Annotated in this window: 19 protein-coding genes; 10 read left to right on the forward strand and 9 right to left on the reverse strand. The window is 65.4% G+C overall.

Features of this window, described 5'->3' with window-relative positions:
- Nucleotides 1–57 precede the first annotated feature (57 nt).
- The 3 genes from P0Y59_22540 to P0Y59_22550 all read right to left on the reverse strand — a co-directional run bounded on the left by P0Y59_22540 (nt 58) and on the right by P0Y59_22550 (nt 3,709).
- Nucleotides 58–1,194, reverse strand: coding sequence for a fumarylacetoacetate hydrolase family protein (locus P0Y59_22540; GenBank protein WEK02659.1), 1,137 nt, complete (start codon nt 1,192–1,194; stop codon nt 58–60).
- Between the two features lie 350 nt (nt 1,195–1,544).
- Nucleotides 1,545–2,312, reverse strand: a complete 768-nt coding sequence (locus P0Y59_22545) for a GntR family transcriptional regulator (GenBank protein WEJ99652.1) — start codon at nt 2,310–2,312, stop codon at nt 1,545–1,547.
- Nucleotides 2,313–2,776: 464 nt separating this feature from the next.
- On the reverse strand, nt 2,777–3,709 hold the full coding sequence (locus P0Y59_22550) for an RraA family protein (protein WEJ99653.1): 933 nt from the start codon (nt 3,707–3,709) through the stop codon (nt 2,777–2,779).
- An 816-nt stretch (nt 3,710–4,525) separates the two neighbouring features.
- On the opposite strand from P0Y59_22550, the gene P0Y59_22555 reads away from it, so the two are divergent.
- From P0Y59_22555 to galE, 5 genes are all read left to right on the forward strand, one after another.
- Nucleotides 4,526–7,534, forward strand: coding sequence for a TonB-dependent receptor (locus tag P0Y59_22555; protein WEJ99654.1), 3,009 nt, complete (start codon nt 4,526–4,528; stop codon nt 7,532–7,534).
- A 46-nt stretch (nt 7,535–7,580) separates the two neighbouring features.
- On the forward strand, nt 7,581–8,690 hold the full coding sequence (locus P0Y59_22560; protein WEJ99655.1) for a hypothetical protein: 1,110 nt from the start codon (nt 7,581–7,583) through the stop codon (nt 8,688–8,690).
- Nucleotides 8,691–8,996: 306 nt separating this feature from the next.
- Nucleotides 8,997–10,259 carry a hypothetical protein gene (locus P0Y59_22565; GenBank protein ID WEJ99656.1) on the forward strand — a complete coding sequence of 421 codons (1,263 nt, stop codon included), beginning with the start codon at nt 8,997–8,999 and terminating at the stop codon, nt 10,257–10,259.
- A 397-nt stretch (nt 10,260–10,656) separates the two neighbouring features.
- Nucleotides 10,657–11,034, forward strand: coding sequence for a hypothetical protein (locus P0Y59_22570; GenBank protein WEJ99657.1), 378 nt, complete (start codon nt 10,657–10,659; stop codon nt 11,032–11,034).
- Nucleotides 11,035–11,172: 138 nt separating this feature from the next.
- Complete coding sequence (galE, locus tag P0Y59_22575; GenBank protein ID WEJ99658.1) at nt 11,173–12,168, forward strand: UDP-glucose 4-epimerase GalE; 996 nt, start codon at nt 11,173–11,175, stop codon at nt 12,166–12,168.
- A gap of 11 nt (nt 12,169–12,179) precedes the next feature.
- On the opposite strand, the gene P0Y59_22580 is transcribed toward galE, so the two are convergent.
- Genes P0Y59_22580 through P0Y59_22590 form a run of 3 tightly spaced genes read right to left on the reverse strand, consistent with a single transcriptional unit; the run spans nt 12,180 to nt 13,815 of the window.
- Entirely contained in the window at nt 12,180–12,737 is a 558-nt protein-coding gene (locus P0Y59_22580) for a DUF1190 domain-containing protein (protein WEJ99659.1), read from the reverse strand.
- Nucleotides 12,738–12,748: 11 nt separating this feature from the next.
- Complete coding sequence (locus P0Y59_22585) at nt 12,749–13,162, reverse strand: DUF350 domain-containing protein (GenBank protein ID WEJ99660.1); 414 nt, start codon at nt 13,160–13,162, stop codon at nt 12,749–12,751.
- An 11-nt stretch (nt 13,163–13,173) separates the two neighbouring features.
- Nucleotides 13,174–13,815: a DUF2491 family protein gene (locus P0Y59_22590; protein ID WEJ99661.1), complete on the reverse strand. Its 642-nt coding sequence runs from the start codon at nt 13,813–13,815 to the stop codon at nt 13,174–13,176.
- A gap of 168 nt (nt 13,816–13,983) precedes the next feature.
- On the opposite strand from P0Y59_22590, the gene P0Y59_22595 reads away from it, so the two are divergent.
- The 3 genes from P0Y59_22595 to P0Y59_22605 are packed head-to-tail and all read left to right on the forward strand — an operon-like array spanning nt 13,984 to nt 16,349.
- Entirely contained in the window at nt 13,984–14,424 is a 441-nt protein-coding gene (locus P0Y59_22595) for a YjfI family protein (GenBank protein ID WEJ99662.1), read from the forward strand.
- A gap of 22 nt (nt 14,425–14,446) precedes the next feature.
- Nucleotides 14,447–15,175, forward strand: coding sequence for a PspA/IM30 family protein (locus tag P0Y59_22600; protein WEJ99663.1), 729 nt, complete (start codon nt 14,447–14,449; stop codon nt 15,173–15,175).
- Between the two features lie 10 nt (nt 15,176–15,185).
- The gene (locus P0Y59_22605) at nt 15,186–16,349 is read left to right on the forward strand and encodes a glutathionylspermidine synthase family protein (GenBank protein ID WEJ99664.1); all 1,164 of its coding nucleotides are present in this window, start codon (nt 15,186–15,188) and stop codon (nt 16,347–16,349) included.
- A gap of 16 nt (nt 16,350–16,365) precedes the next feature.
- On the opposite strand, the gene P0Y59_22610 is transcribed toward P0Y59_22605, so the two are convergent.
- Both P0Y59_22610 and P0Y59_22615 read right to left on the reverse strand, forming a co-directional pair.
- Nucleotides 16,366–17,964: an ABC-F family ATP-binding cassette domain-containing protein gene (locus P0Y59_22610; protein ID WEJ99665.1), complete on the reverse strand. Its 1,599-nt coding sequence runs from the start codon at nt 17,962–17,964 to the stop codon at nt 16,366–16,368.
- Between the two features lie 261 nt (nt 17,965–18,225).
- Nucleotides 18,226–19,362: an aminotransferase class I/II-fold pyridoxal phosphate-dependent enzyme gene (locus P0Y59_22615; GenBank protein WEJ99666.1), complete on the reverse strand. Its 1,137-nt coding sequence runs from the start codon at nt 19,360–19,362 to the stop codon at nt 18,226–18,228.
- A 218-nt stretch (nt 19,363–19,580) separates the two neighbouring features.
- Between P0Y59_22615 and P0Y59_22620 the strand changes: the two genes are divergently transcribed.
- On the forward strand, nt 19,581–20,333 hold the full coding sequence (locus P0Y59_22620; protein WEJ99667.1) for a glycine zipper domain-containing protein: 753 nt from the start codon (nt 19,581–19,583) through the stop codon (nt 20,331–20,333).
- A 469-nt stretch (nt 20,334–20,802) separates the two neighbouring features.
- Here the strand turns inward: P0Y59_22620 and P0Y59_22625 are convergent, their stop codons facing one another.
- Nucleotides 20,803–22,098: an amidohydrolase family protein gene (locus tag P0Y59_22625; GenBank protein ID WEK02660.1), complete on the reverse strand. Its 1,296-nt coding sequence runs from the start codon at nt 22,096–22,098 to the stop codon at nt 20,803–20,805.
- 84 nt (nt 22,099–22,182) lie between these two features.
- Between P0Y59_22625 and P0Y59_22630 the strand changes: the two genes are divergently transcribed.
- Nucleotides 22,183–24,372: a penicillin acylase family protein gene (locus P0Y59_22630; protein ID WEJ99668.1), complete on the forward strand. Its 2,190-nt coding sequence runs from the start codon at nt 22,183–22,185 to the stop codon at nt 24,370–24,372.
- Nucleotides 24,373–24,427: the final 55 nt, after the last annotated feature.

The raw sequence follows: 24,427 nt of genomic DNA on the forward strand, positions 1-24,427 counted from the left end.
TGTTGGACCGTCCCGTCTCGGCGGGCGTATCGTGCTTACGGTCGGGTCTTCGATCGATCAGGCGCGGACGGCGTCCCGTCGGGCCAGGTCGCGCATCAGCACCGCGATGCCATAGGTCCAGGGCGGCGCATCCTCGCAATGGCATACCCTGTTGGTCAGCGTGCCGAGCCTCGGCGTCGACACCGTCACGGTATCGCCGGCCTTGTGGGTGAAACCGCGCCCCGGCTCGCCGCGATCGTCGCCCGGCGCGAACATGGTGCCGAGAAACAGCGCGAAGCCGTCGGGATATTGGTGGCTCTTGCCGATCGTCTGGCCGACCAGGTCAATCGGGTCGCGGCTGATCAGCCGCATGTTCGACCTGCCTTCCAGCCGGTATTTGTCCTCGCCTTCGATCAGCAGCGAGACCTCGGCGGTTCGGATATCGTCCATGGTGAACCGGTCGTCGAACAGGCGGATGAACGGTCCCAGCGCGCAAGAGGCGTTATTGTCCTTCGCCTTGCCCAGCAGCAGCGCGCTGCGCCCCTCGATGTCGCGAAGGTTCACGTCGTTGCCCAGGGTCGCGCCGCGCGCATTGCCGGCTGAATCGGCGATGATCACCACCTCGGGCTCGGGATTGTTCCAGTGCGAATCGCTGCGGATGCCGACCCACGCGCCCGATCCGACCGCCGAGAGCACTGGCGCCTTGGTGAAGATCTCGGCGTCCGGCCCGATCGCGACCTCCAGATATTGCGACCAGGCGCCGCTCGCGATCAGCATGTCCTTGAGGTTCATCGCCTCGGGCGATCCGGGGCGGACCGACTGGATATTCCCGCCGATCTTCTCCTGGATTTCCGCGCGGAACCGCGCCGCGCCGGCTGAATCGCCGCGCGCGCGCTCCTCGATCACCCGTTCAAGCGCCGAGACCGCGAAGGTCACGCCCGATGCCTTGATGCAGTGCAGGTCGATCGGCGCAAGCAGGCGGCCCGATCCGGCCTCGTCCCAGACGGCCCTCAGGTCGAGCGCCTCGATCGGCCCCATGGCCCGGCCGGCGGGCAGCGTGCCGCCCGGGCGTAGCATCTCAAGCAGGCCGGAAACCGTGTCAGCTTCTCCCGACAGGTCGAAGACATGCCCGTCGATGACGGAGACGGGAATCGGGCCCTGATCGCTCGCCAGTCGTCCGATCAGAGTCGCGTCCCGGCTGTCGTCTGGAAGCAGGTCGCGCACTCGTCATTCTCCCCGTTCCCGGGTCGCGACAGGGCGCCCGATTTGATGTATGCATATCAATAATCTTGCATACAGACAACGGGGTATTGCCGGATTTCTACCCCGGCCAGGGGTGTGACGCTACAGGAGTGACGAATGCCCCATCATGAGTCGAGGGAGGGCACGCGATGGCCCGTCACCTGTCGCCTTCCCCGGCGAAGGCCGGGGGCCGGTTGGGAAGGCTGATGTAACGACACGTAACGCCAATTATCATCGCCCCCCGACTTGACCCCGGCCTTCGCCGGGGAAGCAATATTCCCTCGATCGAAACTTGTCCTTACGCGATGACGTTCGACCCCGCCTTAACCGACCACGCCCGCATAGATCTCGGCGCGGCGATTGGCGCGCTCGCGGGCCTCGTTCTTCTTCATGCTCTCGACGCCCTTGGCGAAGTGGCTTTCGAGCAGCTGCTTGAGCAGCTTCTCGTCGCGTGCCTGGATCGCGGCGTTGATCTCGCAATGCTCGGCGAACGCCTCGGCCCAGCGGTCATGGTCGAGCGTGGTGACGTGCCGGGCGCGTTCGGCGCGCGGCAGCAGCAGGCGCCAGGCGAGCATCAGCGACGGGCTCTCGGCCGCCTGAACGATATGCTCGTGGATCAGGCGGTTCGCCTCGAGATAGCTCAGCCTGTCCGATTTCTCGAAATAGGCGGCCAGGTCGGCCTGCAGCTCGTCGAGGATCTCGATCTGCTCGGGCGTCATCCGGCGGCAGGCGAGCTGCCCGGCGAGCCCTTCGAGCACGCCGAGCACAGTGAAGACGTCAGCCGCCTCCGACTTGTCCGGCACGCTGACCACGACGCTGCGGTTCGGCAGCAGGTCGATCAGTCCTTCGGCCGCCAATGTGCGAAAGGCCTCGCGGATCGGCGTGCGGGACATGCCGAGCGCCTCGCTCAGCGCGACTTCGCGCAGGCGTTCGCCCGGCGGCAGCTCGCCGAGCAGAATCATCTTCCGAATTGTCTTTACCGCATCAAGTCGAAGCCTGCCTTTGCGGGGTCCTGCACTGGCGCCGTTCTTTAATGGAGCCTTGCTCCGCACGGTCTTGGTCTTGGTGCCAGTTTTTGCAGTTCGGCTCATCATCTCAGCGCCCAATTGTGATTTTTTGGAGGTTAACGTCGTGAGACAGCGTTTACCTAAAGGTCCGAAGGGGACTTATCAAGCTGGCGCGCCCGGCCACGGCCCGGGTTTCCCGATCGCCTCGCATCGACCATATCCGTATCCCGCATCCCCGCCATGTTTCGGTCCGACGAATAACCTAATCTGTTCAGCGGGCTAATGCAATTTGCATGCAAGTTATACGATATCCTATATGTTACATGCAATATTGAGGAGAAGGCCGGGTACACCGTGATCGCATCATGCTGAATGGATGGTGATGGATGAACCGGTCGGATTCACCATAGCCGTTCGTGCTGAGTAGGGACTGAGTAGGCGAAGCCGCTTCGACAGGCCCGGCGGCTGCTCGCGATGAACGGATATGGCGAGTCCCCCGGAAGAAGGGGAGGCCGCCGCGCCACCCCTTCTCCGTGATGGCTTTTCCCTTATTGATTGCGCGATTTCATCATCTCGGCGAGTTCGGCGCGGGACATCTTCATCTGGTCGGGATGGTCTTCGGTCCATTTGAGGAAGGCCGCGTTGATGTTCGGTGTCCAGCGCTGATCGATCTCGCCCGGCGTGAAGCGCTGCTCGCGCAGCATCTGATGGCCGAAGGCATCGCGCATCGCGATATACTCGGCGCCCTTCACCACCGTCTCGGCCATGATCGCGGGGATGAACACGACGCCTTCGCGCTTCGCCAGGATCAGGTCGCCCGGCAGCACCGTCGCGCGGCCGATGCGGATCGGCCCGTTGATCCGGAACATCTCCATCTCGCGGATGGCCGAGGGGTCGTATCCGCGGGTGAAGGCGTTGAACCCGTCGATCTCGGCAAGGCCCGCCACGTCGCGCACGCCGGCATCGAACACCACGCCGGTCTTCGACTTGGCGTAGATCGAATTGCCGAGATTGTCGCCGATCAGCGTGCCGTCGATGATCTTGCCATAGCCATCGCCGACATAGACGTCGCCGACCTGCAGCATGTCGATCGGCCAGCTGTTATGGCCACCGGAGCGCTTCTCTTTCGCGCCCAGCGCGCTGATCGCCTTGTTCATGTCGGGGCGCAGCGGAAGATACTGGACGGTCAGTGCCCGGCCGACGAACGGCCGGTCGTTATGGACCATCTGGAATCCGCCCTCGAACTGGTTGTTGTACCCGGCCTGGCGCAGGATGCCCCAAGCCTCCTCGGTGTTGACGTCGAGCAGGCGCTTCAGGATCGCATCAGGCACCCTGGGCCTTCCGTCGGGGAAGCGCTCCCCGGTCCAGTCGGCCGTGTAGAACAGGATATCCTCCCTGGTCGCCTGGATCTGCGCATGGGCGGGTGCGGTCATGGCGACGGCTGACGCGCCCAGGGCCATGGCCAATAGAAGCTTTCTCACTGCATCTCTCCCTTTGTTCTGTTGTCGATATCGCATCCGCGCGGCCGGGGTCGTCGCCCGGAATAGTGGCGGGCCATGCATTGTCTGCTGTGTCGTTCCCCCCTTGCTTGGGCCCCGGAAGGATGGTCGAGCCGGCCGGCGCCGCTCGTCAAAATTTGCATACAATTATTGTCATTTCAATACATTTACTCCTGATCTGCTGCAGGTGCCGGCAGGTGCAGGGGTGCGACAAGTTGCCGAAACCGGCCGTGCGTCGCTGCGTGCATGACGGCACCATGTATCCGGTATTTGTGCCCGTCTGCATGGCGCGAAGGCGTGACTCCCGCTGAATGAAAAAGGGAAGAAGATGCGGATTAAGTGCACGTAGAAAATGGGGAAAATCGCGAATCATGACATGCCGGCAGCTTGCCTGAAGCTGTAGCTCGTGCCGCACGGATCGGCCGGGACTGATGTTCGCCCGACGGTCGTATTTCCTGCATCGCAACGCAGCATGAAATATCATCTTGTATTCAATGAATAGAATTGTATCCAAACATACTGTCGTTCGGACTCGGGCGACAGGCGGGCGGCGGGAAGCCGGTGTCAGCAACGTCAACGGCAAAAGCCGCGGCGATAAAAAGGGGAGAATGCCTTGATCGGATTCGCATCGCGATCCGTTGCCGGAACCTCGTGTCCGCTTGCCGGGAATCCGGGAACCGCGGCGCTGCGCCGCTCGGCCACGACATCTTCCCGCCGCTCTTCCTGCCGCGCCGCGCTGCGCCGGATCATCCCGATCGCGTCATCGACCCACAAGAACCAACCGGGGGAGAAGATATTGTGACCAAGCTGTTGCCTACGCTCAGGCTGAGCGGTTCGACGATCGCCGTTGCGGCGATGTTTGCCTTCGCATCGGCAGCGCAGGCGCAGGACACGCAGAGGGCGCCCGACACGACTGCCCAGGCTGCTCAGGTGCCCGCGTCCGCCGGCTCCGGCCAGGATCTGCCGCCCGAGGATTCGGCCAGTCCCGGCGAGGATATCGTGGTCACCGGCTCGGCGATCCGCGGCGTGGCGCCGGTCGGGTCGAACCTGGTGTCGGTCGGGCAGGAAGCCCTGATCAAGACCGCCGCGATCTCGACGAGCGAGCTGGTCAACACGGTTCCGGCGATCACCACCGCCGGCTCGACCCCGCAGGCACAGAGTTCCTATTCCTATTACGCGCCGCAGATCCACAGCCTGGCGGGCAGCGGCAGCAACACCACGCTTGCGCTGATCGACGGGCTGCGCATGCCGGGCGGCGGCCTGCAATATGCCCAGACCGATCCCAACATCATCCCGACCCCGGCCCTGCAGCGGGTCGAGGTGCTCGCTGACGGCGCCTCCTCGATCTACGGCTCGGACGCGGTCGCCGGCGTGGTCAATTTCATCACCCGCAAGACCTTCGAGGGGCTGACGGTCAACGGCCGCGTCGGTTTCGCCGACAGCTATCGCAGCTACGATCTCAACGGCATCTGGGGCACCAAATGGGATAGCGGCGGCGTCTATATTGCCGGGCAGTTCCTGAAGCAGCAGGAGATCACCAGCGACAAAAGGCTGTTCCTCAGCCGCGGTGATTATCGCGACATCGGCGGCAGCAACACCAACACCTATAATTGCTCGCCCGCCACGGTGCGCGGCAGCTCATCGGCGACGGTGATCTACCCCGGCGCCGACGCCACGACCACGCTGCCGAACAACCAGGCGCTGAACGGCATGTGCAACACGTCGCTCTACGGCAGCGCCGTGCCGGGCGTGCAGCGCGAAGGCGTGCTCGTCGTGGTCAACCAGGAACTGGGCGACCGGATCAGCTTCACCGGCAAGTTCGTATTCAACCACCTGCAGCATTTCTCGACCGGGACACCGGGCACCCTGTCGAACGCGCAGACCTATGGCGCGGGGTCGGGCAAGGGAACGCAGATCAACCCCTTCTTCCGCGCCCCGCCGGGCAGCGGTTTCACCCAGGAACTGGTCAACTGGCTCGCCCTCACTCCTACCGGGGATTATGGCACCAACAACTACCAGAACACCACTTTCTACACGACGGGCGTGATCGATTATAAGGTCACCGACAAATGGTCGATCACGGCCAGCGGCGCGCTGGCCCGGTCGAACAGCTACCAGCGCGGCAAGAACACCTTCTGCAGCACCTGCGCGACGCTGGCGCTCAACGGATCGCCGGCGCTGAACGGCACGATAACCAGCGTTCTGCCGGCGCCGGGCCAGACGGGGACGGTCAGCCAGGCGCTGACCACGTCCAATGCGCTCGACGTGTGGAACGGCCTCGGCACCAATCGCACCGCGGCGTCGGTGTGGCAGTATCTCTATTCGAACAACACCAACAACGAACACCAGAACAACATGTACCAGCTCAAGCTGGAGGCGCAGGGCGAATTGTTCGATCTGCCGGGCGGCGCCGTGCGCATGGCCGTGGGCGGGGAATATATGCACGTCACGCAGGACGTGTACGGCCTCAATCCGAACAGTACCGGCACCGGCTATACCAATTTCATCATGAACCTGGGGCCGCGCCGGGTGAAGTCGGGCTATGTCGAGCTCTACGTGCCGGTGGTCGGGGAGGATATGGAGGTCCCGCTGGTCAGGAAGTTCGACCTGAGCATTTCCGGCCGTATCGACCATTATAGCGACTTCGGATCGACGACGAACCCGAAGGTCGCGGCCAACTGGCAGATCAACGACTGGATCAAGGTCCGCGGCAACTGGGCCGAATCCTTCGTGGCGCCGCCGCTCAACCAGATCGGCGACGCGCGCCAGGGCTATCTGCGCGGCGCGACCGGCACCGGCGCCAGCGCCGTGCTCGACGTGCCGGTCGCCGCCTATCCCGAGGTGAAGCAGCTCCCGGGATGCGAGACGGCGACGGTCACCTGCCGAGTCGGTGCCAATACCGGGCGCGAAGGGCTCGACCGCTCCCTCGGCGCCGGCTTTGCCGGTGTCGTGCCGCAAACCGGGAGCAGCTGGTCGGTCGGTGTCGATCTGACGCCCGACTTCATTCCCGGCTTCACCGCGAACGTCACTTATTGGGCGAATGTGTTCAAGGGCGGCGTCGCCTCGCCGGCGCAGCCGCTGATCATCAACTCGGCGGCGTTGCACGATCGTCTCACCATCTGCCCGACGAGCTGCACCGCCGAGCAGATCCGCACCTTCACCAATGTGGCGAACGGCGCGACGACGGCGGCGACCCTGCCGTCGACGGTGTATTTCCTCATCAACCGCGATGTCGGCAACGTGCTCAATCTCAATGTCCAGGGCATCGATGCCCAGTTCCAGTATCGCGTGCCGACATCGGGCGCCGGCATCTTCACCGTTGGCGGGTCGATCACCTATTTCACGCGCTTCATGCAGGACTTCGGCGATCAGCCGTTCAGCATCCTCAACACCTCGGGTTATAATTCGCAGTTCCCGTCGATCCAGACCAAGGGGCGCGGGCAACTCGGCTGGGAGAAGGATGCCTTCTCGCTCGATTTCTTCGCGAACTACACCGGCGCCTATCGCAACTGGATCCAGACATCGGTCAAGCCGGTGACGCTCGGCCCCAACGGCAACCCGACCGGGGGCGGCGACCGGGTGAAGCCCGACCTGACGATCGACCTGCACGCTGCCTACAACTTCAAGGGCAGCTTCATGAACGGCAGCCAGGTCTATATCGACGTGAAGAACCTCTTCGATCGCGACCCGCCTTTCTACAACGGCAACACCACCGGGGCCGGGGGTGTCGGCGCCTGGGGTTTCAACGGATTCACCTCGAACCTGCTCGGCCGCCTCGTCTCGGTCGGCTTCCGGGCGAACTTCTGACGAGCCGAATCCACGTCATGACCTGAAACCGAAAAGGGGATAGCTGATGGATATCAACAAGCGCGAATTGCTGGTGGCCGGTGCGGTCGTCGGCGCCGGCCTCGCCGCGACCCGGGCCGTGGCGCAGGGCCGTGCCGCCCGTCCGGTCAATAGCGGCAGGCAGCCGTCGTCGGTCGACATGACCTACAAGCCGCGCCGCCTGAACAAGTGCATCGAGCTGTGGGAGGACGGGCAGCCGATCTACTATACCGGCTCAGGCGTCGGCCCGAACGTCGATCCGTACGAACAGGGCAGGAAGATGTGCAAGACCTGGGCGGACGCGATCAGCTATGAAATGGAGCATGGCTGTTTCGACCTGAAGGAACTGCGCGAGTTCATGCGTGGCCTGAAGGACGGCGGCGGCACGAAATCCGGCCACCGTTTCCCTACCGTGTTCGTCTCGCCCCCGGTCATCGGCCTCGATGAGGCTTATGCCCGTGCCAACACCTGGGTGATCGAGCAGCTTCTCTGCGCCGGCGTGATGGGCATCCATATCTGCCACGCGCGCGATCCGAGGGCGATCGAGACCTATATGCATATGGGCGCGCGCTACCCGTTCCCCGATTTCCCTAATACGCCGAAGGTCAGGATGCGGGGCCTGCGCGGCAACAGCGCCAGCTATGCCGCCGATATCTGGGGCGTGTCGGGCGGCACCTATCAGCACGTTGCCGATCTCTGGCCGCTCAACCCGCGCGGCGAGATCATCTTCGGGGTGAAGATCGAGGACACCTATGCGGACGAGACCGTCGCCCAGACTCTCGCCATCCCGGGCATGGCGATGGCCGAGTGGGGGCCGGGCGACCATAATCTCTGGCTGAACGGCTATCACGGCGTGGAGGATGGCGGCCCGTCCGGCCATCCGGTGGTCCGCGATGCCGCCGGCAAGGTGATCGAGGATGTCTCCGCCCTGCCCAATATGGAGGCGGTCCGCGCCAGGGTGCTGGCCGAGTGCAAGAAGAACAAGGTCATGTTCCTCAATGCCGCGGAGACCGAGCCGGGCCACAACAATGTGGTCCAGCAGATCAGGGACGGCTGCATGGTCGTCGCGGCTGGGCAGGGTGGCGAGGACGTCGCGATCATGGGTCGCGAATTCACCAAGCGGAAAATGCCGGTCTGAATCGATCTCATGGGGCCGCCCGTGCCGGGCGCCCCGCCTCGTCGGTCCGGCCGCCGCGTCGACGAATCTGTTGACAATCTCGGGCACGCAGAAGATGCATGCACGCAGGATTTTTTGTATGCAGTATTGGTGGGGCAGCACGGTGGAAGCCGGGCTTCCTCCGCCGGCACACAGGATATCCGCCACCGATCACGAGGTCAAAAATGGCCCGCACCTATCGATAGAGGATCGACCGTGACGCGTCGCCCGCCACGGCCGCGATCCTCCTTCAGCCCAAGAACGATCGAATACCCCCAGGAGAGAGAAATGACCCGACCCGTTCAGCCCGCCACCGCCTCGAGGATTGCCCCCAGGATCGCAGGCACCACGCTCGGCGCGATCCTGCTGGCGACGGGCGCGTTTGCGCAGACTGCGCCGCCGACAAGGGGCCCGGCGGCGAACGGCGCGCCTGCCTGGTTCATGCAGGGTTCGTTCCCCGATCCCGGCGGGCGCACCTCGGTCGACGCCAATGGCGTGGTGACTGTCCTGCCGCGCCCCGAAGGCGCGCCCTTCGCGGCCGGCGCGCGTCCTGCGGCCGTGCAGGGCTGCAGCCACACCACCGTCTGCCAGAACCGCAACGGCCCGAAGCGCGGCGACATGCAGCGAGTCCAGTGGGAACAGAAGCTGGGCTACAGGTTCACCTATCCCATCCAGCTTCCGCCGGGCATTGGCGGCGTGCCTGCGGTCGCGCTCGATTCGAAGAACAATCTCTGGGTGTTCCAGCGCAAGCCGGCCGGCAGCGCGCAACTCCTGCGCTATTCGCCCGCCGGCAAGCTGACCCAGTCGATCGGTGATGATGTGGTCGGCCATGCTGACAAGGCGCACGGCATGGCGATCGATGCCGACGACAATATCTGGGTGCTCGATACCGCCAACGCCACCGCGAAGAAAGTCAGCCCCGATGGCAGGCTTCTCCAGACGATCGGCGTGTCGGGCCAGCCGGGCGACTGGGACGAGGCGAAGGGCCAGCGGCTGCTGTGGGAACCCGTGATGATCGCTTTCGGGCCGAAGGGCGACATCTACATCGCCCAGGGGCATGGCAATGAAAGCCCGAACGTCGTGGATTCGGATAACCCGACCAACAATATCGGCGCGTCGCGGGTCCTGCACCTCGACAGGAACGGCAACTACATAGGCCAGTGGTTCGGCCACAATGTCGGCGAGGGCAAGTTCGTCAACGCCCATGCGCTAGGCATCGACCCGACCAACGGCGATGTATGGGTCGGCGACCGGGAGGATTATCGCATCGTCGTCTATAACAGCCGGGGCCAGTTCCTGCGCACGATGCAGACCCGCAACCTGGTCTGCGCGATCCAGTTCGACCGCGACGGCAATCCCTGGATGGCGAGTGGCCAGGACGGCCAGTTCCTGAAGCTGACGCGCGACGGCAGGGTGGTCGGCGCGGTCGGCAACGGCATGGGTATCGGCCCGGGCCAGTTCATCGAGGCGAGCTACTGGGTGTTCGACAAGCAGAACAACATGTGGGCCGGCGATACCAGTGTCGGCCGCGTCACCCGCATCGCGAAATAACCCCATGTACCGGCCGGCTGGCACCCCCATGCGAGCCGGCCGGTACGTCCGGCGGGCTGTTCTGGAACACCTCCCGGGAGGTGTTCCAAATCGGCCCCGGAGGTGTTCCACATTGCTTTTCGGGTGTTCCATGGCGCACGTCCCGCTCATCCGGATGGGTGGGCGCTGATCCCTCCAATATCGACTTATTCCCCGCATCCTCTCAATAAAGGGCGGAATTCCGTCGATTATTACCTCCAAATCTCGTTATTTTAGCGCCTCGGGCGCCCCACGGGTTGCTGGCGCTTGTTGAATGGCGCAGGTGACGCGGTGGAACACGGTGTTCCGACTTTGGCATAACGTGGATTCCCGCATTGTTCCTTATAGTTGCGGGGTCGCCGGGAATGGGGGAACCAATATGCTGATCCAGGAATTGCCGGTCGCTCATATGCGGGTCGGTCTGCGTACCGAATTCGGATTGATCGAAAAGGCACGCCATATCCACAACCAGCGCCGGCTTCGCGACGAAGTGCTCGGCAACGAATTGTTCGGTGATCCGGGCTGGGACCTGATGCTCGATCTGTACATTGCCCAGGCGAGCGGCAAGCGCGTTTCGGTGACGAGCGCCGCGATCGGTTCGGGCAAGCCGATGTCGACCGGGTTGCGCTGGGTGAAACTGCTGATCGAGCGCTCACTCGTGGTGCGCGAGGCCGATCCTTATGACGGCCGTCGCTCCTATCTCCGCCTGACGTCGAGCGCCTTTGACGCGATGGAGGATTTCCTCGCGCGCTGTTGAGTGTTGACGGCGTCCGACGTGTCCTGACGCCCGGTTTGGATGCATCTTTTGGATAGCAGGGGCCTGCATCCAGCCTCCGCAGCCGTTGCGAAGGCCGGATGCAGGCCCTAACGCTCTCCCGGCTTGGGGGAGATGATGATGCTGAACGGAACTGTGCTGGTAACGGGCGGGGCGGGCTATATCGGGAGCCACGCGGTTCTCGCACTGCTCGACGCCGGGCACCGCGTGGTCGTCGTCGACAATCTCGTCACCGGCTTCGACTGGGCGGTCGATCCCCGCGCCACCCTGGTCCGGGCCAATATCGAGGATGACGACCCCGTCCGCGCCGCGATGCGCGAGCATGATGTGCGTGCCGTCATGCATTTCGCCGGTTCGGTGGTGGTGCCGGAATCGGTCAGCGACCCGCTCAAATATTATCGCAACAACACCGTCGCCAGCCGCGCCCTGCTCGAAAGCGCGGTCGTTTGCGGGGTGCGGCATTTCATCTTCTCCTCGACCGCTGCCACCTATGGCACGCCCGAGAAGGTCCCGGTGGCCGAGGGGGATCCGCAGGTGCCGATCAACCCCTATGGCATGTCGAAGCTGATGACCGAGGCGATGCTGCGTGACGTCGCCGCGGCGCATCCGATCAACTTCGCGGCGCTGCGCTATTTCAACGTCGCCGGGGCGGATCCCAGGGGGCGGAGCGGCCAGTCGACCGCCGGGGCGACTCACCTGATCAAGGTCGCGGTCGAGGCGGCGACCGGCAAGCGCGCCTCGGTCTCGGTGTTCGGCACTGATTTCGACACGCCCGACGGCACCGGCGTGCGCGATTATATCCATGTCAGCGATCTTGCCGCGGCGCATGTGGCGGCGCTCGACCTGCTGGTCGCGGAGCCGAGCCGTAATCATTTCCTCAACGCCGGCTACGGCCGCGGCTTCTCGGTGCAGCAGGTGCTCGACGCGGTCGACCGGGTCACCAACATGAAGATCGAGCGCCACCTCGAAGGCCGCCGCCCCGGTGACCCGGCCGAGCTCGTCGCCGACAATCGCGCGATCCTCGCCACGCTCGACTGGAAGCCGGCGCTCGACGATCTCGACACGATCGTGAAGGATGCGCTTGCCTGGGAACGGCTGCTGGAACAGCGCGGCTAGGGAACCGGGTTTTAACCCCCGAATCCGCGCCCGCCGCCGCCGAACCCGCCGCGCGAGATCACCGAACTACGCGACTGTATCCGCGTCGGCGCGCGCGCTGCTGGATTGAACGCTTCCGACCCCACGCGCGTCCGCCCGGTCACATAGTCCCGGCTGACCATCCCGCCCGCGCCGCCATAATAGCCGCCGTCGCGGTCGCGATACATCGGCGCCCCGCGATAGCCGCCGGCATTGTTCAGCGCCTGGCCGATGATGAATCCGGTCAGCAGCGGCGTGAAAAAGCTGCCGCCATTCTCGTTGCGCGGCACGCACTGGGCGGCGCCGAACTGTTCCTCGCAGGTCTTGCGATCTTCGAAACGCGGCGCTGTCTTGGCATCGGCCTTGGCCGCCTCGGCATAGGCAGTCTCGCACTGCGCCGCCGGGACGGTGCCGGCCGCGCGGCATTCAGCCACCGAGGTATAGCTGACCGCGTCGACCTGCTTGCCCGTATCGGAGAGTTCGCACGCGCTCAGCGAGAAGCCCGTGCCGGCCATCAGGCCGGTCAGGACGATGGATCTGGATCGCTTCATCGCGGGTCCCTTCAGGAAGTCATGCAGGCGGCGTTGAGCAGCCCCACGCCGATCGAGATGCTTCCCATATAAATCGCCGCGGCAAGCTCGCCGCGTTCCACCCGTTCGCTCAGGTCCCGCATCACGACCCGGCGGACGACGGTGAAGGTCACGATCTGGATCACGCCCGCCAGCACCGCCCATGCGGCGAACTCGATCAGGCTCACCGTGTTTTCCAAGGCTGAGGCGAGCGGCAGGATATAGCCGAGCAGCGCGGCGCCCAGCGTGACCGCCGCCGCGACATTGCCGTCCCGGATCAGCTTGTGCTCGTTATAGGGTGTCGCCGCCTGGTAGATCACCTTGAACAGGATGGTGAAAACGCCCGCCGCGACGAAGGCGATGAGGAAGGCGAGCGCGTTCGCCTTGAAGCTGTGGGGATCGATCATCGCATATCCTCTCAGGCCCGGAATTCGCCCAGTTCGAGCACGACGCCTAGCATGATCTCGAACGATACGTCACCGTTCTGGTTCTCCTGGTCGATCGCCAGCAGCAGCTCGATCCCGTCGCCCGACAGCTCGCGCGCGAACAACATGCTGGTCTGGAAGATGCGCCGGTCGACGATCCCGTCGCGGTCGTCGTGCAGCTCTTCCCAGAACGTCACCGGTTCCTGTCGCGGGGCTTCCTCGCCGAACCAGAAGCGGCGATAATCGGGCAAGCCCGTGTCGGTGAAGGTGCGCGCCGTCAGCCGTTCGCGCCACGCCGCGCGCTCCGCCGGCGATCCCGGATAATAGCTCTGCCACGGCACGAACAGGGTGACGTCGGTCACTTCCTGTCCGGCGCGGTCGCTCGACACCGCCTGGAACATCACGTCGTCGTCGGTATAGAAACGGTGGACAAAGCCTCCATCGTCGAGCTTCACCAGCCCCTGCGCCACGATCTGCAACGTATCGCCGTCGAACGGGAAGGTCAGCTCCGATCCGAATCGCCGCCACGCCAGCGGATCGAGCATGACGGTACGGCCGATCGTCACGTTGCGGATGGTGGGAATCGCGGAGTCCGCAAGCGCCTGCTTGCGGCCGAACAGACGGTCGAACATCATGGCCTCGAATAGTGCGAAGCCCGCCATAGGCGCGCATGCGCCATCGTGGAAGGACCGGATGCGACGATCCGATGTGACGCCCAATGTAATGGGAGTGCTGGCACGGCGTGGCAAATCTTCTATGAGCGCCTATCTCACCGGCAGGATGTCGTTGAGCGGGAGAAGATCATGACCGATATCGCCTGGACCGTTCGAACGCTGAAAGCGGCGCTGGATGGTACCGCGGCCATCGCCGCTGGGGAGTTCAGCCTGCGCGTCGTCGAAGGGGCCGATCCAGTCCTGCTCGCGACGATGCACAGCCAGGGCGACCTTGAGGTGTTCGTCAATGTCAGCGAGGCGCAGATCGCCGCCTCTGTGCTGCTCTGGCCATGCGACGAACAGCCCGATCGCCCCGCCTTCAACGAATTCCTCCTGAAGACGCAGAAGCTGGTGCCGCTCTCCAACTTCGGCATCGCCACTGTCGACGGCCGCGATTTCTACGAATTGTTCGGCGAGCTCGCCACCACGTCGCCGCTCGATACGATCGTGATCGAACTGCACACCCTGGCGGAAAACGCGATCGATGCGGCCAGGGATCTGCGCGCAGCCTTCGCCCCGACCACCGCCTGATAACCCGTCCGGAGAGAGAATGATGGCCATCTGGAGCAAACTTTTCACCCTCGGCCGCGCCGCCGGGAACGACGCCGCCGCCGCGGTGGTCGACGCCAATGCGCTGCGCATCCTCGATCAGGAGATCCGCGACGCCGACAAGGCGCAGGGCAAGGCGCGCGATGATCTCGCCGGCCTCGTCGCCCGCCGCCGCATCCTCGAGGCGGAGGTCGAGAGCTTCCAGTCCCAGGTCGCCAAATATGAGGGCTCGGCCCGCACCGCGGTCGAGAAGGGCAATATGGATCTCGCCCGCCAGGTCGCCCAGCGCATCGCGGATCTCGAACAGGATATCTCGATGAAGGCGCCGCAGGTCGCCGATATGCGCCAGGCCGAGGAGCAGATTCACACCGCCATCGCCGCGACCGACCGCAAGATCGAGCAGCTCCGCCGCGAGGTCGAGGTCGTGAAGGTCAATGAATCGGTGCAGAAGGCCCAGGCCACCGTCGCCGCCAGCGGCGCGGGCAATTCGCTTGGCTCGGCCGCCGACAGCCTCGCGCGAATCCGCGAACGCCAGATGATCCGCGGCGAGAAGCTTCGCGCCGCCGGCGAGCTTGAGGATCGCCGCACCGGTGCCGATCTCGATGAAAAGCTCCGCCTTGCGGGCATCCTGCCCGGCCAGTCTTCGGCCGACGATGTGCTCGCCCGCCTCGCGCCGCCCAAGCCGACGCTGCAGATCGAGCAGCGCCGCGACACTGACTCAACCGAGAGCTAAGGCGAAAACCATGCGGCGCATCACGCTCGAGCCCCGTGCCGATTGGCGCGCCAAGGCTGATGCGATCGGCTTCGTCTATCACGACACAGGCGGCGCGCCTTATTGGGACGAGAGCGCCGCCTATGTCTTCACGCTGGAGGAGATCGAGGAGCGGATCGAGCCCGCCGCCGAGCACCTTCACGCGCTCTGCCTCGATCTGGTCGAGCAGGTGGTGCGCGACGAGGCGCTGCTCACCCGGCTCGCCATCCCGGCGGAACAGCATGAGCTCGTCGCCGAATCCTGGCGTACCCGGCAGCCCTCGCTCTACGGCCGCTTCGATCTTGCCTATGACGGCACCGGTCCGGCGAAGCTCTACGAATACAACGCCGACACGCCGACCTCGGTGTTCGAATGCGCAACCTTCCAGTGGCTGTGGCTTGAGGAACTGCTGAAGGCCGGCACGCTGCCGGTGAACACCGACCAGTTCAACAGCCTGTTCGATCGCTTGCGCGATCGCTTCGCGACGATCTTTCCGACCGGCGGCTTTGTCCATTTCTCCGCTGACGGTGACGCGGTGGAGGATCGCCAGACCGTCCGCTTCTTCGAGGACCTCGCGACTCAGGCGGGGATCGAGCCGAAATTCGTCAGGATGGGCGATATCGGCCTCAACGCCGACGGCAGGTTCGTCGACGCCGAGGGCTTCGAGCTCCAGGCGGCGTTCAAGCTCTACCCCTGGGAGTTCATGTTCCGCGAGGAATATGCGCCCAGGCTGGCCAAGGCCGGCGTGCGCTGGATCGAGCCGGCGTGGAAGGCGATCCTCTCCAACAAGGGCATCCTGCCGTTGCTGTGGGAACGGCATCCCGGCCATCCCAATCTGCTCCCCGCCTTTTTCGATGACGATCCCGCCGTCACGTCGCTCGGCAAGAATTATGTGCGCAAGCCGCTCTTCTCCCGCGAAGGTGCCAACATCCTCGTCTCGCGCGCCGGAACCGAGGAAACAGTGCTGGACGAAGGCTATGGCGCCGAGGGCAATATCCGCCAGGCCTATCACCCGCCAGCGATGTTCGATGGGCGCTACCCGGTGATCGGCGCGTGGATCGTCGGGGATGAGCCTGCCGGCATCGGCGTGCGCGAGGATGATGGCGTGGTGACGCGCAACCTCGCCCGGTTCGTGCCGCATTTTATCGAGGGGTAGCGGCCCCGTGGCCCGCTCATGGGTCGTCCTGCTTTAGCTTGCCCAGCGTCACCCGTCGCTCAACCCCGATCGCGTCAAGGAACGCCTCGTCGTGGCTGACCACGAGCAGCGCCCCGTCATAGGCGGCTAGTCCGGCCTCGACCGCCTCGATCGAGTCAAGGTCGAGATGGTTTGTCGGCTCGTCCAGGATCAGCAGCGACGGGGGGCGCTCTCCGCCCAGCACACAGGCCAGCCCGGCGCGCAGCATCTGCCCACCGCTGAGCGTCGAGACGATTTGCAGGGCGGCGTCGGCGCGGAACATGAAGCGCGCCAGCGCCGCCCGGCACGCATTCTCGTCGGTCGTGCCGTTGATCCGCGCATAATTGTCGCGGATCGAGCAGTGCGGGTCGAGCAGGCTCACCCGCTGGTCGAGCATGGCAAGATCGACCTGGACCCGCACCGTGCCGCTCCACGGCGCCAGCGCGCCGGTGATCAGGCCGAGCAGGGTCGTCTTGCCCGATCCGTTCGGCCCGGTCACCGCGACCCGTTCCGGCCCGCTGATCGTCAGCGAAAGGTTGCGCAGTACTGGCGTGCCCGGCTCATGGCCGGCGGTCACGCCTTCGATCTCGAGCACGACACGATTCGCCGGCAGCCTGGTCGGTGCCAGCGTCACTGCAAAGGGCTGGAGCACCTCGACCCGCTCCCGCGCTGCCGCCGCTGCCTCGGCGGCCTGAGTCCGCTGCCGCTCGGCGAGGCGCCGGTTCTCGCCGCCGCTGTCCTCGGCCCGGTCCTTGCGCGCGCCGATCAGGATGCGCGGCATGTCGCCCCTGGCGCCCTTGCGCTTGCCGGCACCGTCCTTGCGGGCCTTTCGTTCGGCGGTTTCCTGTATGCCGCGCACGACCTCGGTCATCTGCCGTTCGGCCTCGGCCAGGTCGCGTTCGGCCGCCGCGAGCTCGATCGCCTTGCGCTCGCGATAGTGAGTCCAGTTGCCGCCATAGCGGGTCGTGCCGAGGCTGGTCATCTCGACGATCGAGTCCATCGTATCGAGCAGCTCGCGATCATGGCTGACGACGATCGCGCCCGCCCGCCACCCGGCGAGCAACGCGATCACCGCATCGCGGCCGGCCCGGTCGAGATTGTTGGTCGGCTCGTCGAGCAGCAGGAAATCCGGTTCGGCGAAGACCATGCCCGCCAGGCGCGCGCGCGTCCGCTGTCCGCCGGAAAGCGCGGTCAGCGGCGTATCGGGGCCGGCATCGAGCCCGACCCGCCCGAGCGCCGAGGCGATACGATCCTCCAGCGTCCAGTCCGCCTCGCCCAGTTCCTCGAGGCTGGCGACACCCTCCGCCGCGCGGCGCAGCAGGGCGAGCGCCCCCGTTGCGCCGAACAGGTCGGCGACTGTCTCGTCGGGATACACCTGCACCGCCTGGTGCAGCACGCCGATCGTACCGCCCGCGGAGATCCGGCCCGACTGGATCGGCAACTGGCCCGCGACCAGCTTGAGCAGCGTTGATTTGCCGACGCCGTTGCGCCCGACCAGGCCGGCGCGCTCTGCGCCGAAGCTCAGCGAAAGGTCGACAAGGACCGGGCGATGGTCAGGCGTTGACCAGGATAGTTGGGAAACGGAAATGGCGGGCATGATGAACTTCCCTGAAGGCAAGGCGGGCTGGCGATGCGGTCGGAGAGAAGGTCATGCTGCACGTCCGGTCGGAGGGCCGTTGTCAGCGGCCTGATGAAGATCGAGGTAGAGACGCGGGGGGCGGGTTGCAAGTTTGCGCGGGCCGGCGCCGCATTTCGCGGCCTGTCCGGGATCCGGATATGAGGTGATCGTGCTGGCCAATCGCGGGCATCCCCACGCTGCCAACCTGGCTGACTATATCGGCGCCAGGCTGCCCGCCGGTTAGTCGCGGATCTGCGCCGCGAACCATGGGGTGATCCGCCGCAGCGCTTCCTCAACCCTGTCGGTCGAGACGGCGAAGCTGAACCGCATGAAGCGGTGACCCTCCACCGGATCGAAATCGATCCCCGGTGCCGTCGCCACGCCGGTATCCTCGAGCAGCTTCATGCAGAACGCCATGCTGTCATCGGTCAGGTGCCCGATATCGGCCCAGATATAGAAGGCGCCGTCGGGTGGCGCGATCCGGCGCAGCCCGAGCGCGGGCAGGGCCGCCAGCACTAGGTCGCGGTTGCGCGCATAGGTGTCGATATGCCCTTCCAGTTCCTCGCGGCAATCGAACGCGACCAGCCCGGCATGCTGCGCCAGCGAGGGCGGCGTCAGGAAGAGGTTGCCCATCCGCGCCCGCGCGGCGTCGATCAGCGCGGGCGGCACCACCAGCCAGCCGAGCCGCCACGCCGCCATGCTGAAATATTTGGAGAAGCTGTTGACGATCAGCGCGTCCGGCTCCTCCTGCAGCACCGATCGCGCCGCGCCGATATAAGTCAGCCCGTGATAGATCTCGTCGGAGATGATCCGGATTCCGCGCTCGCGGCATATCCGGACGATCGCCGCGAGTTCCTCCGGCGCGATGATCGTGCCGGTGGGGTTGGCCGGGCTGGCGAGGATCAGACCCTGCGGTGCCGGATCGAGCCGTTCGATTGCGGCCGCCGTGATCTGGAACCGTTCCACCGCGCCGCAGCCGATCTCGACTGGCTCGAGATGAAGCGCCTTCACCGTATTGCGATAGGCGACATAGCCCGGCCGCGCGAACGCCACCCTGTCGCCCGGCGCGAACAGGCAGGACAGCGCGAGCACGAAGGCGGACGAGGCCCCGCAGGTGAGCACCACCTGCTCGGGGTCGACCGCGACGCCATAGGCCTCGTCATAATGCCGCGCGATCCGGGCCTTGAGCGGTATGCTCTCCCAATAACCCATGCCGTCGGTGTCGAGCACGTGATGCGCCGTGGCGATCGCCGCCGCCGGCGCGCCGGTGGAGGGCTGGCCGAACTCCATATGGATGATGGAACGCCCTTCGGCCGACATCCGGTGTGCGGCGCGGCTAATGGCGATGGCGTGGAAGGGATCGATCTCGGCTGACATGATGCCCGCTTAGCGTCCGCGGCGGCGGGCACAATGGGCCGCGACGTTATTTTGGGGGCGGGACGGCCGAATGCGGTTCGGTCAGCAACGGTTCACGCACGAAGGCGTATCGCGGCGGGTACTGCGGTAAAAGGATGTGTTTGATGTCCCGGTCGTTTCGGCGAACTGCCTGCGCTCTGGTCGCTGTGGTGACGGCGATTTCCCCCATCTCTGCCTCCATGGCATCGGCCCAGGATTATCCTCCCGGCCAGGGCTATCGGGACCCGCCGCCGGCGCCGCCGCAGCAGGGCTATCAGTATCAGGAGCCTCCTACCCCGCAGGCGACCTATCAGGAACCCCAGGGCTATCGGGAGGCTCCTCCCCCGCAACAGGGCTATCAGCCGCCGCCTCCGTCGCAGCAGGGCTATTACCAGGATGACGCGCCACCTCCCGGCTATGACGGGTCCCGGCCGCCCCCGCCCCCGGTGGGCTATCTGGCCGACCAGGCTGACGCTGCTCAATATGCACAGGATCAGCGCTACGAGGCCTATGCCGAGGACTGGTCGCAGCGATACTGCGTCAAGGCGCGGAGCAACGCCGCCGCCGGTGCCGTGATCGGCGGCCTGTTCGGCGCCTTGCTCGGTTCAAGCGTCGCCGGTCGCCACGATCGCGGCGCGGGCGCCTTCATCGGCGGCGTCGCTGGCGCCGCGGGCGGCGCGGCGATCGGTGATTCGAGCCGCAACGAAACCAGCCCGGGCTGTCCTCCAGGCTTCGTCGTCCGCAACGGCGCGCCGGCCTTTTATTATGACGGCTATGGCTCGTCCTATTATTATGCCGCGCCAGTGTGGTACCGGCCCTGGGTCTTCTATGGCGGCCGCTGGACCTATCGTCCCTATCCCTATCATGCCTGGTATTATCGCCATTACGGTTATGGACGGCCCTATGGCGGCTATCGCGGCTATGGCGGGGGCTATCGCCACCGCCGCTGGTGACGGCCCCGATTGATCGGAGGGTCAGCTCGGGCGAGGTGAGAATCAGCCAGGTGGCGATCCACCGCTGACGCCGCCATCCGCGATTCAACCAATCGCCCGGCTCGGTATCGTCGCTCGCCCCGCGTTGCGTGCCGCAGCCGGGCGAGAGGTGCCGGTCATGTCAGTAAAGATTCCAGCGCCCAAATCCCTACAAGAAGAGCTCGAAATCATATCGATACCCCTCGCGAAATTGGCCGGCTATTCGTCAAATATCGTCGGAGGATTATTTCGCGCGGCGTTTCTTGCACTTCCAACACCTGTTCGGGCACCGTCCGTATATCGGATGCAGGCCGCTGGTAACGCCCGAATCCGCTTCCCTCGTGGGTGGGTCGCGAAATTCGGCGAATACTTGATCGTTTGGCTTCCGCTCCAACACAATGACTTGGCGTCGCGGCCAGACTGGAGGCCCTGTCGACAGCGGGCGCCTCGTTCAGCGTCCGCCGGACCTCTGCTCCGGTGCGGCCGCACCCGGAATAACGGCTGGCCCGGCGAACGCTTTCATCACGACGCCACCCTTGATCACCATGCTGACCGCGCGCGCCGCCGTCACCTCCCGTGTCGGATCGCCGTTGACCGCGATCAGGTCGGCGATCAGCCCGGCCCTCACGGCGCCCAGCTTGCCGTCGAGATGGAAGGCCCGCGCATTGCCCGATGTCGCGGCGATCATCACCTGTGCCGCCGGCATGCCGGCCGCGACCATCAATTCCATCTCGCGCGCATTCTCGCCATGCGCGAACACGCCGACATCGCCGCCCATGCACATCGCCACGCCCGCCGCGTGCGCCAGGGCGAAACTCTTCCGGCTCTCGCTCACGCTCGCCGGCGCGGGATCGGCGCCGTTCCAGCCGCGATAGCGCGCGACGGCGTCGGAGGCGGCAAGCGTCGGGCAGAGCGCGATGCCCTTGGCCGCCATCCCCCTGAAAATCTCGGCCGTGCCGCCATAGCCATGCTCGATCGTGTCCACCCCGGCCGCGATCGCGCGGCGCATGCCCTCTGCGGTGGAGGCATGGACCGCGACGATTCGGCCTGCGTCATGCGCCGCCTCGGTCGCGGCGGTCATCTCGGCCTGCGACAGCGTTGCCCGGCTCGGTTCTCCGGGGCCCCAGCGATAGTCGGCATAGAGCTTCACCACATCGGCGCCCGCCGCGATCTGGCTGCGCACCGCGCGCACCATCTCGTCGACCCCGTTCACCTCCTGCGCACCCTGCGAGACGGCGACGCCCGGCTCGAACCCCTTTGGGCCATAGGCCCCGAGCGCGACGATAGCCCGTGTCGCCACCGTCAGGCGCGGCCCCGCGACGATTCCCTGATCGATCGCCTGTTTCAGCCCGACATCGGCATAGCCGGCACCCTCGGTGCCGAGGTCGCGCTCGCTGGTGAAGCCGGCCATCAGGGTGGCGCGTGCCTGCGCCACCGCCCGCGCGGTACGCAGCGCCAGCGGCTCGTGAAGGACCTGATCGTCCCAGCTCGTCTCGTTATAGGGATGGAGGAACAGATGGCCGTGCCCCTCGATCATCCCGGGCATCACCGTCTGGCCGGGCAGGTCGATGGTCAGTGTGCCGGGCGGTGCCGTCAGCGTCGGTCCCGCCGCGACGATCTTGCCACCGTCGATCAACACTTCCCAGCCGGCATGCGGTTTCGGATCGACGCCATCGAAAACCCGGGCTGGGCGAAGCAGGATCGCCTGCGGCTCGGCCGCCGCCACGGGCCCGGCGATCGACAGCATCAGCGCAATCCACCATTTCATCGCCCGTTCTCCCGCCACACCATTGTCTTGCCGCGCGCTCATGCGCCGGATAGCCCTGCCGCCATGGATAGACTCAAGCCCCGCCTTCGCAACCTGCTCCTCGCAACTGCTCTGCTGTCGCCCGGCATCGCCCACGCCGCGCCCGATGAGATGGCGGGCTGGAAGGCTCGGGCCGCTCGCGTTGCCATCACGCGCGACGACTGGGGCATCGCCCATGTCGTCGGCAAGAGCGATGCCGATACGGTGTTCGGTGCGATCTACGCTCAGGCCGAGGATGATTTCAGCCGGATCGAGGCGAATTACCTGACCGCGCTCGGCCGCACCGCCGAGGCGCAGGGCGAGACGGCGATCTGGGCCGATCTGCGCCAGCGCCTCTATGTCGATCCGGCCGTCCTGCAGAAGCAATATCGTGAGAGTCCCGTCTGGCTGCGCCAGTTGATGGACGCGTGGGCCGACGGGCTGAACTATTATCTCGCCACCCATCCCGGCACCCGTCCCAAAGTGCTCAAGCGCTTCGAACCCTGGATGGCGCTGTCCTTCACGGAGGGTAGCATCGGTGGCGATATCGAGCGAATCTCGCTGTCGGAACTGGAAAGCCTCTACGGCACCCGTCAGGTCGCGATGACCGATGAGGAGACCGGCCGAGTGCCGCGTGAGCCGCGCGGCTCCAACGGCATCGCCATCGCGCCGAAGAACACGGTCGACGGCCATGCCCTGCTGCTGATCAACCCGCACACGAGCTTCTATTTCCGCTCCGAGCTTCAGATGACCAGCGGGGAGGGGCTCAACGCCTATGGCGCGTCCACCTGGGGCCAGTTCTTCATCTACCAGGGCTTCAACGCCAATGCGGGCTGGATGCACACGTCATCGGGCGTCGATAATGTCGACGAGTTCGCCGAGACCTTCGTCTATGATTCGGGCAAGCTCTCCTATCGCTACGGTACGAAGCTGCGGCCGGTCGAACGCAGCCGAATCTCCATCGCCTTCCGCCGGCCCGACGGCAGCATGGGGAACCGCGCCTTCACGGTGACGCACACTCATCACGGCCCGATCGTGGCGAAGCGCGAGGGCAAATGGATCGCCACGTCGATGATGTGGAAACCGATCCTCGCGCTTGAGCAGAGCTGGCTGCGTACCAAGACGACTGACCTCGCGTCGTACATGGCGGTCGCCGAACGGCAGGCGAACAGCTCCAACGATACGCTCTTCGCTGACAGCAAGGGGGAGATCGCCTATCTCCACCCGCAATTCGTGCCGGTCCGCGACGACCGGTTCGATTATACCCGGGCGGTCGACGGCGCCGACCCGGCGACCGACTGGAAGGGCCTGCACGCCATCGCGACGCTGCCCAATGTGATCAACCCGCCGGTGGGCTGGGCGAAGAACACCAACGACTGGCCATGGCAGTCGGCCGGCCCCGATAGCCCAAGGGCGAAGGATTATCCGCGTTACATGGATCAGGCCGGCGCCAACGCGCGGGGCACCCATGCCGATCTGCTGCTCACCGGCAAGACCGGCTTCACGCCGGAAGGACTGCGCGCGGCGGCCTATGATAGCTATCTCCCGGCCTTCGCGACGCTGATCCCGCAACTCGTTTCGGCATGGGAAGCGCTCCCGCCCGGCGATGCCCGGCGCGCAAAGCTCGCCGCCCCTGTCGCGCTGCTCAAGGGGTGGGACTATCGCTGGAGCGCCACGTCCGAGCCCACCGCGCTTGCCGTCATCTGGGGCGATACCTTATGGAAGGATGTCGGCAGCTTCGCCCGCGCCGAGCGGATGAACGTGTCCGATTATATCGGCGCGAAGGTGGCACCCGGGGCAAAGCTCGACGCGCTGGTTCAGGCGGTCGATCGCCTGACTCGCGATTTCGGCGACTGGCGCGTGGCCTGGGGCCGGATCAACCGCTTCCAGCGGCTCGACGATTCGATCGACGCGCATTTCGACGATTCAAAGCCGGGCATCGCCGTACCCTTCACCTCGGCGCAATGGGGCTCGCTCGCCAGCTATGGCGCCAAACCCTATCCCAACACGAAGAACTATTACGGCACCAGCGGTAACAGCTTCGTGGCAGTGGTCGAGTTCGGCCCTCGCCTCAAGGCATGGGCGGTCACCGCGGGCGGGGAGAGCGGCGATCCCGCCTCACCGCATTTCAACGACCAGGCCCAGCGCTATGCCGACGGCAATCTCAGGCCGGTCTATTTCTATCCGCAGGACCTGACCGGCCATGTTGAGCGGAAATACCAGCCCGGCCTCTGACACTCTCCCGCCGGGGGAGGGGTGCCAGGGCGCGGTTTCGATTCAACCGGCGACG

This window comes from Candidatus Sphingomonas phytovorans (assembly GCA_029202385.1).
In the GTDB taxonomy this organism is placed as follows: Bacteria; Pseudomonadota; Alphaproteobacteria; order Sphingomonadales; family Sphingomonadaceae; genus Sphingomonas; species Sphingomonas phytovorans.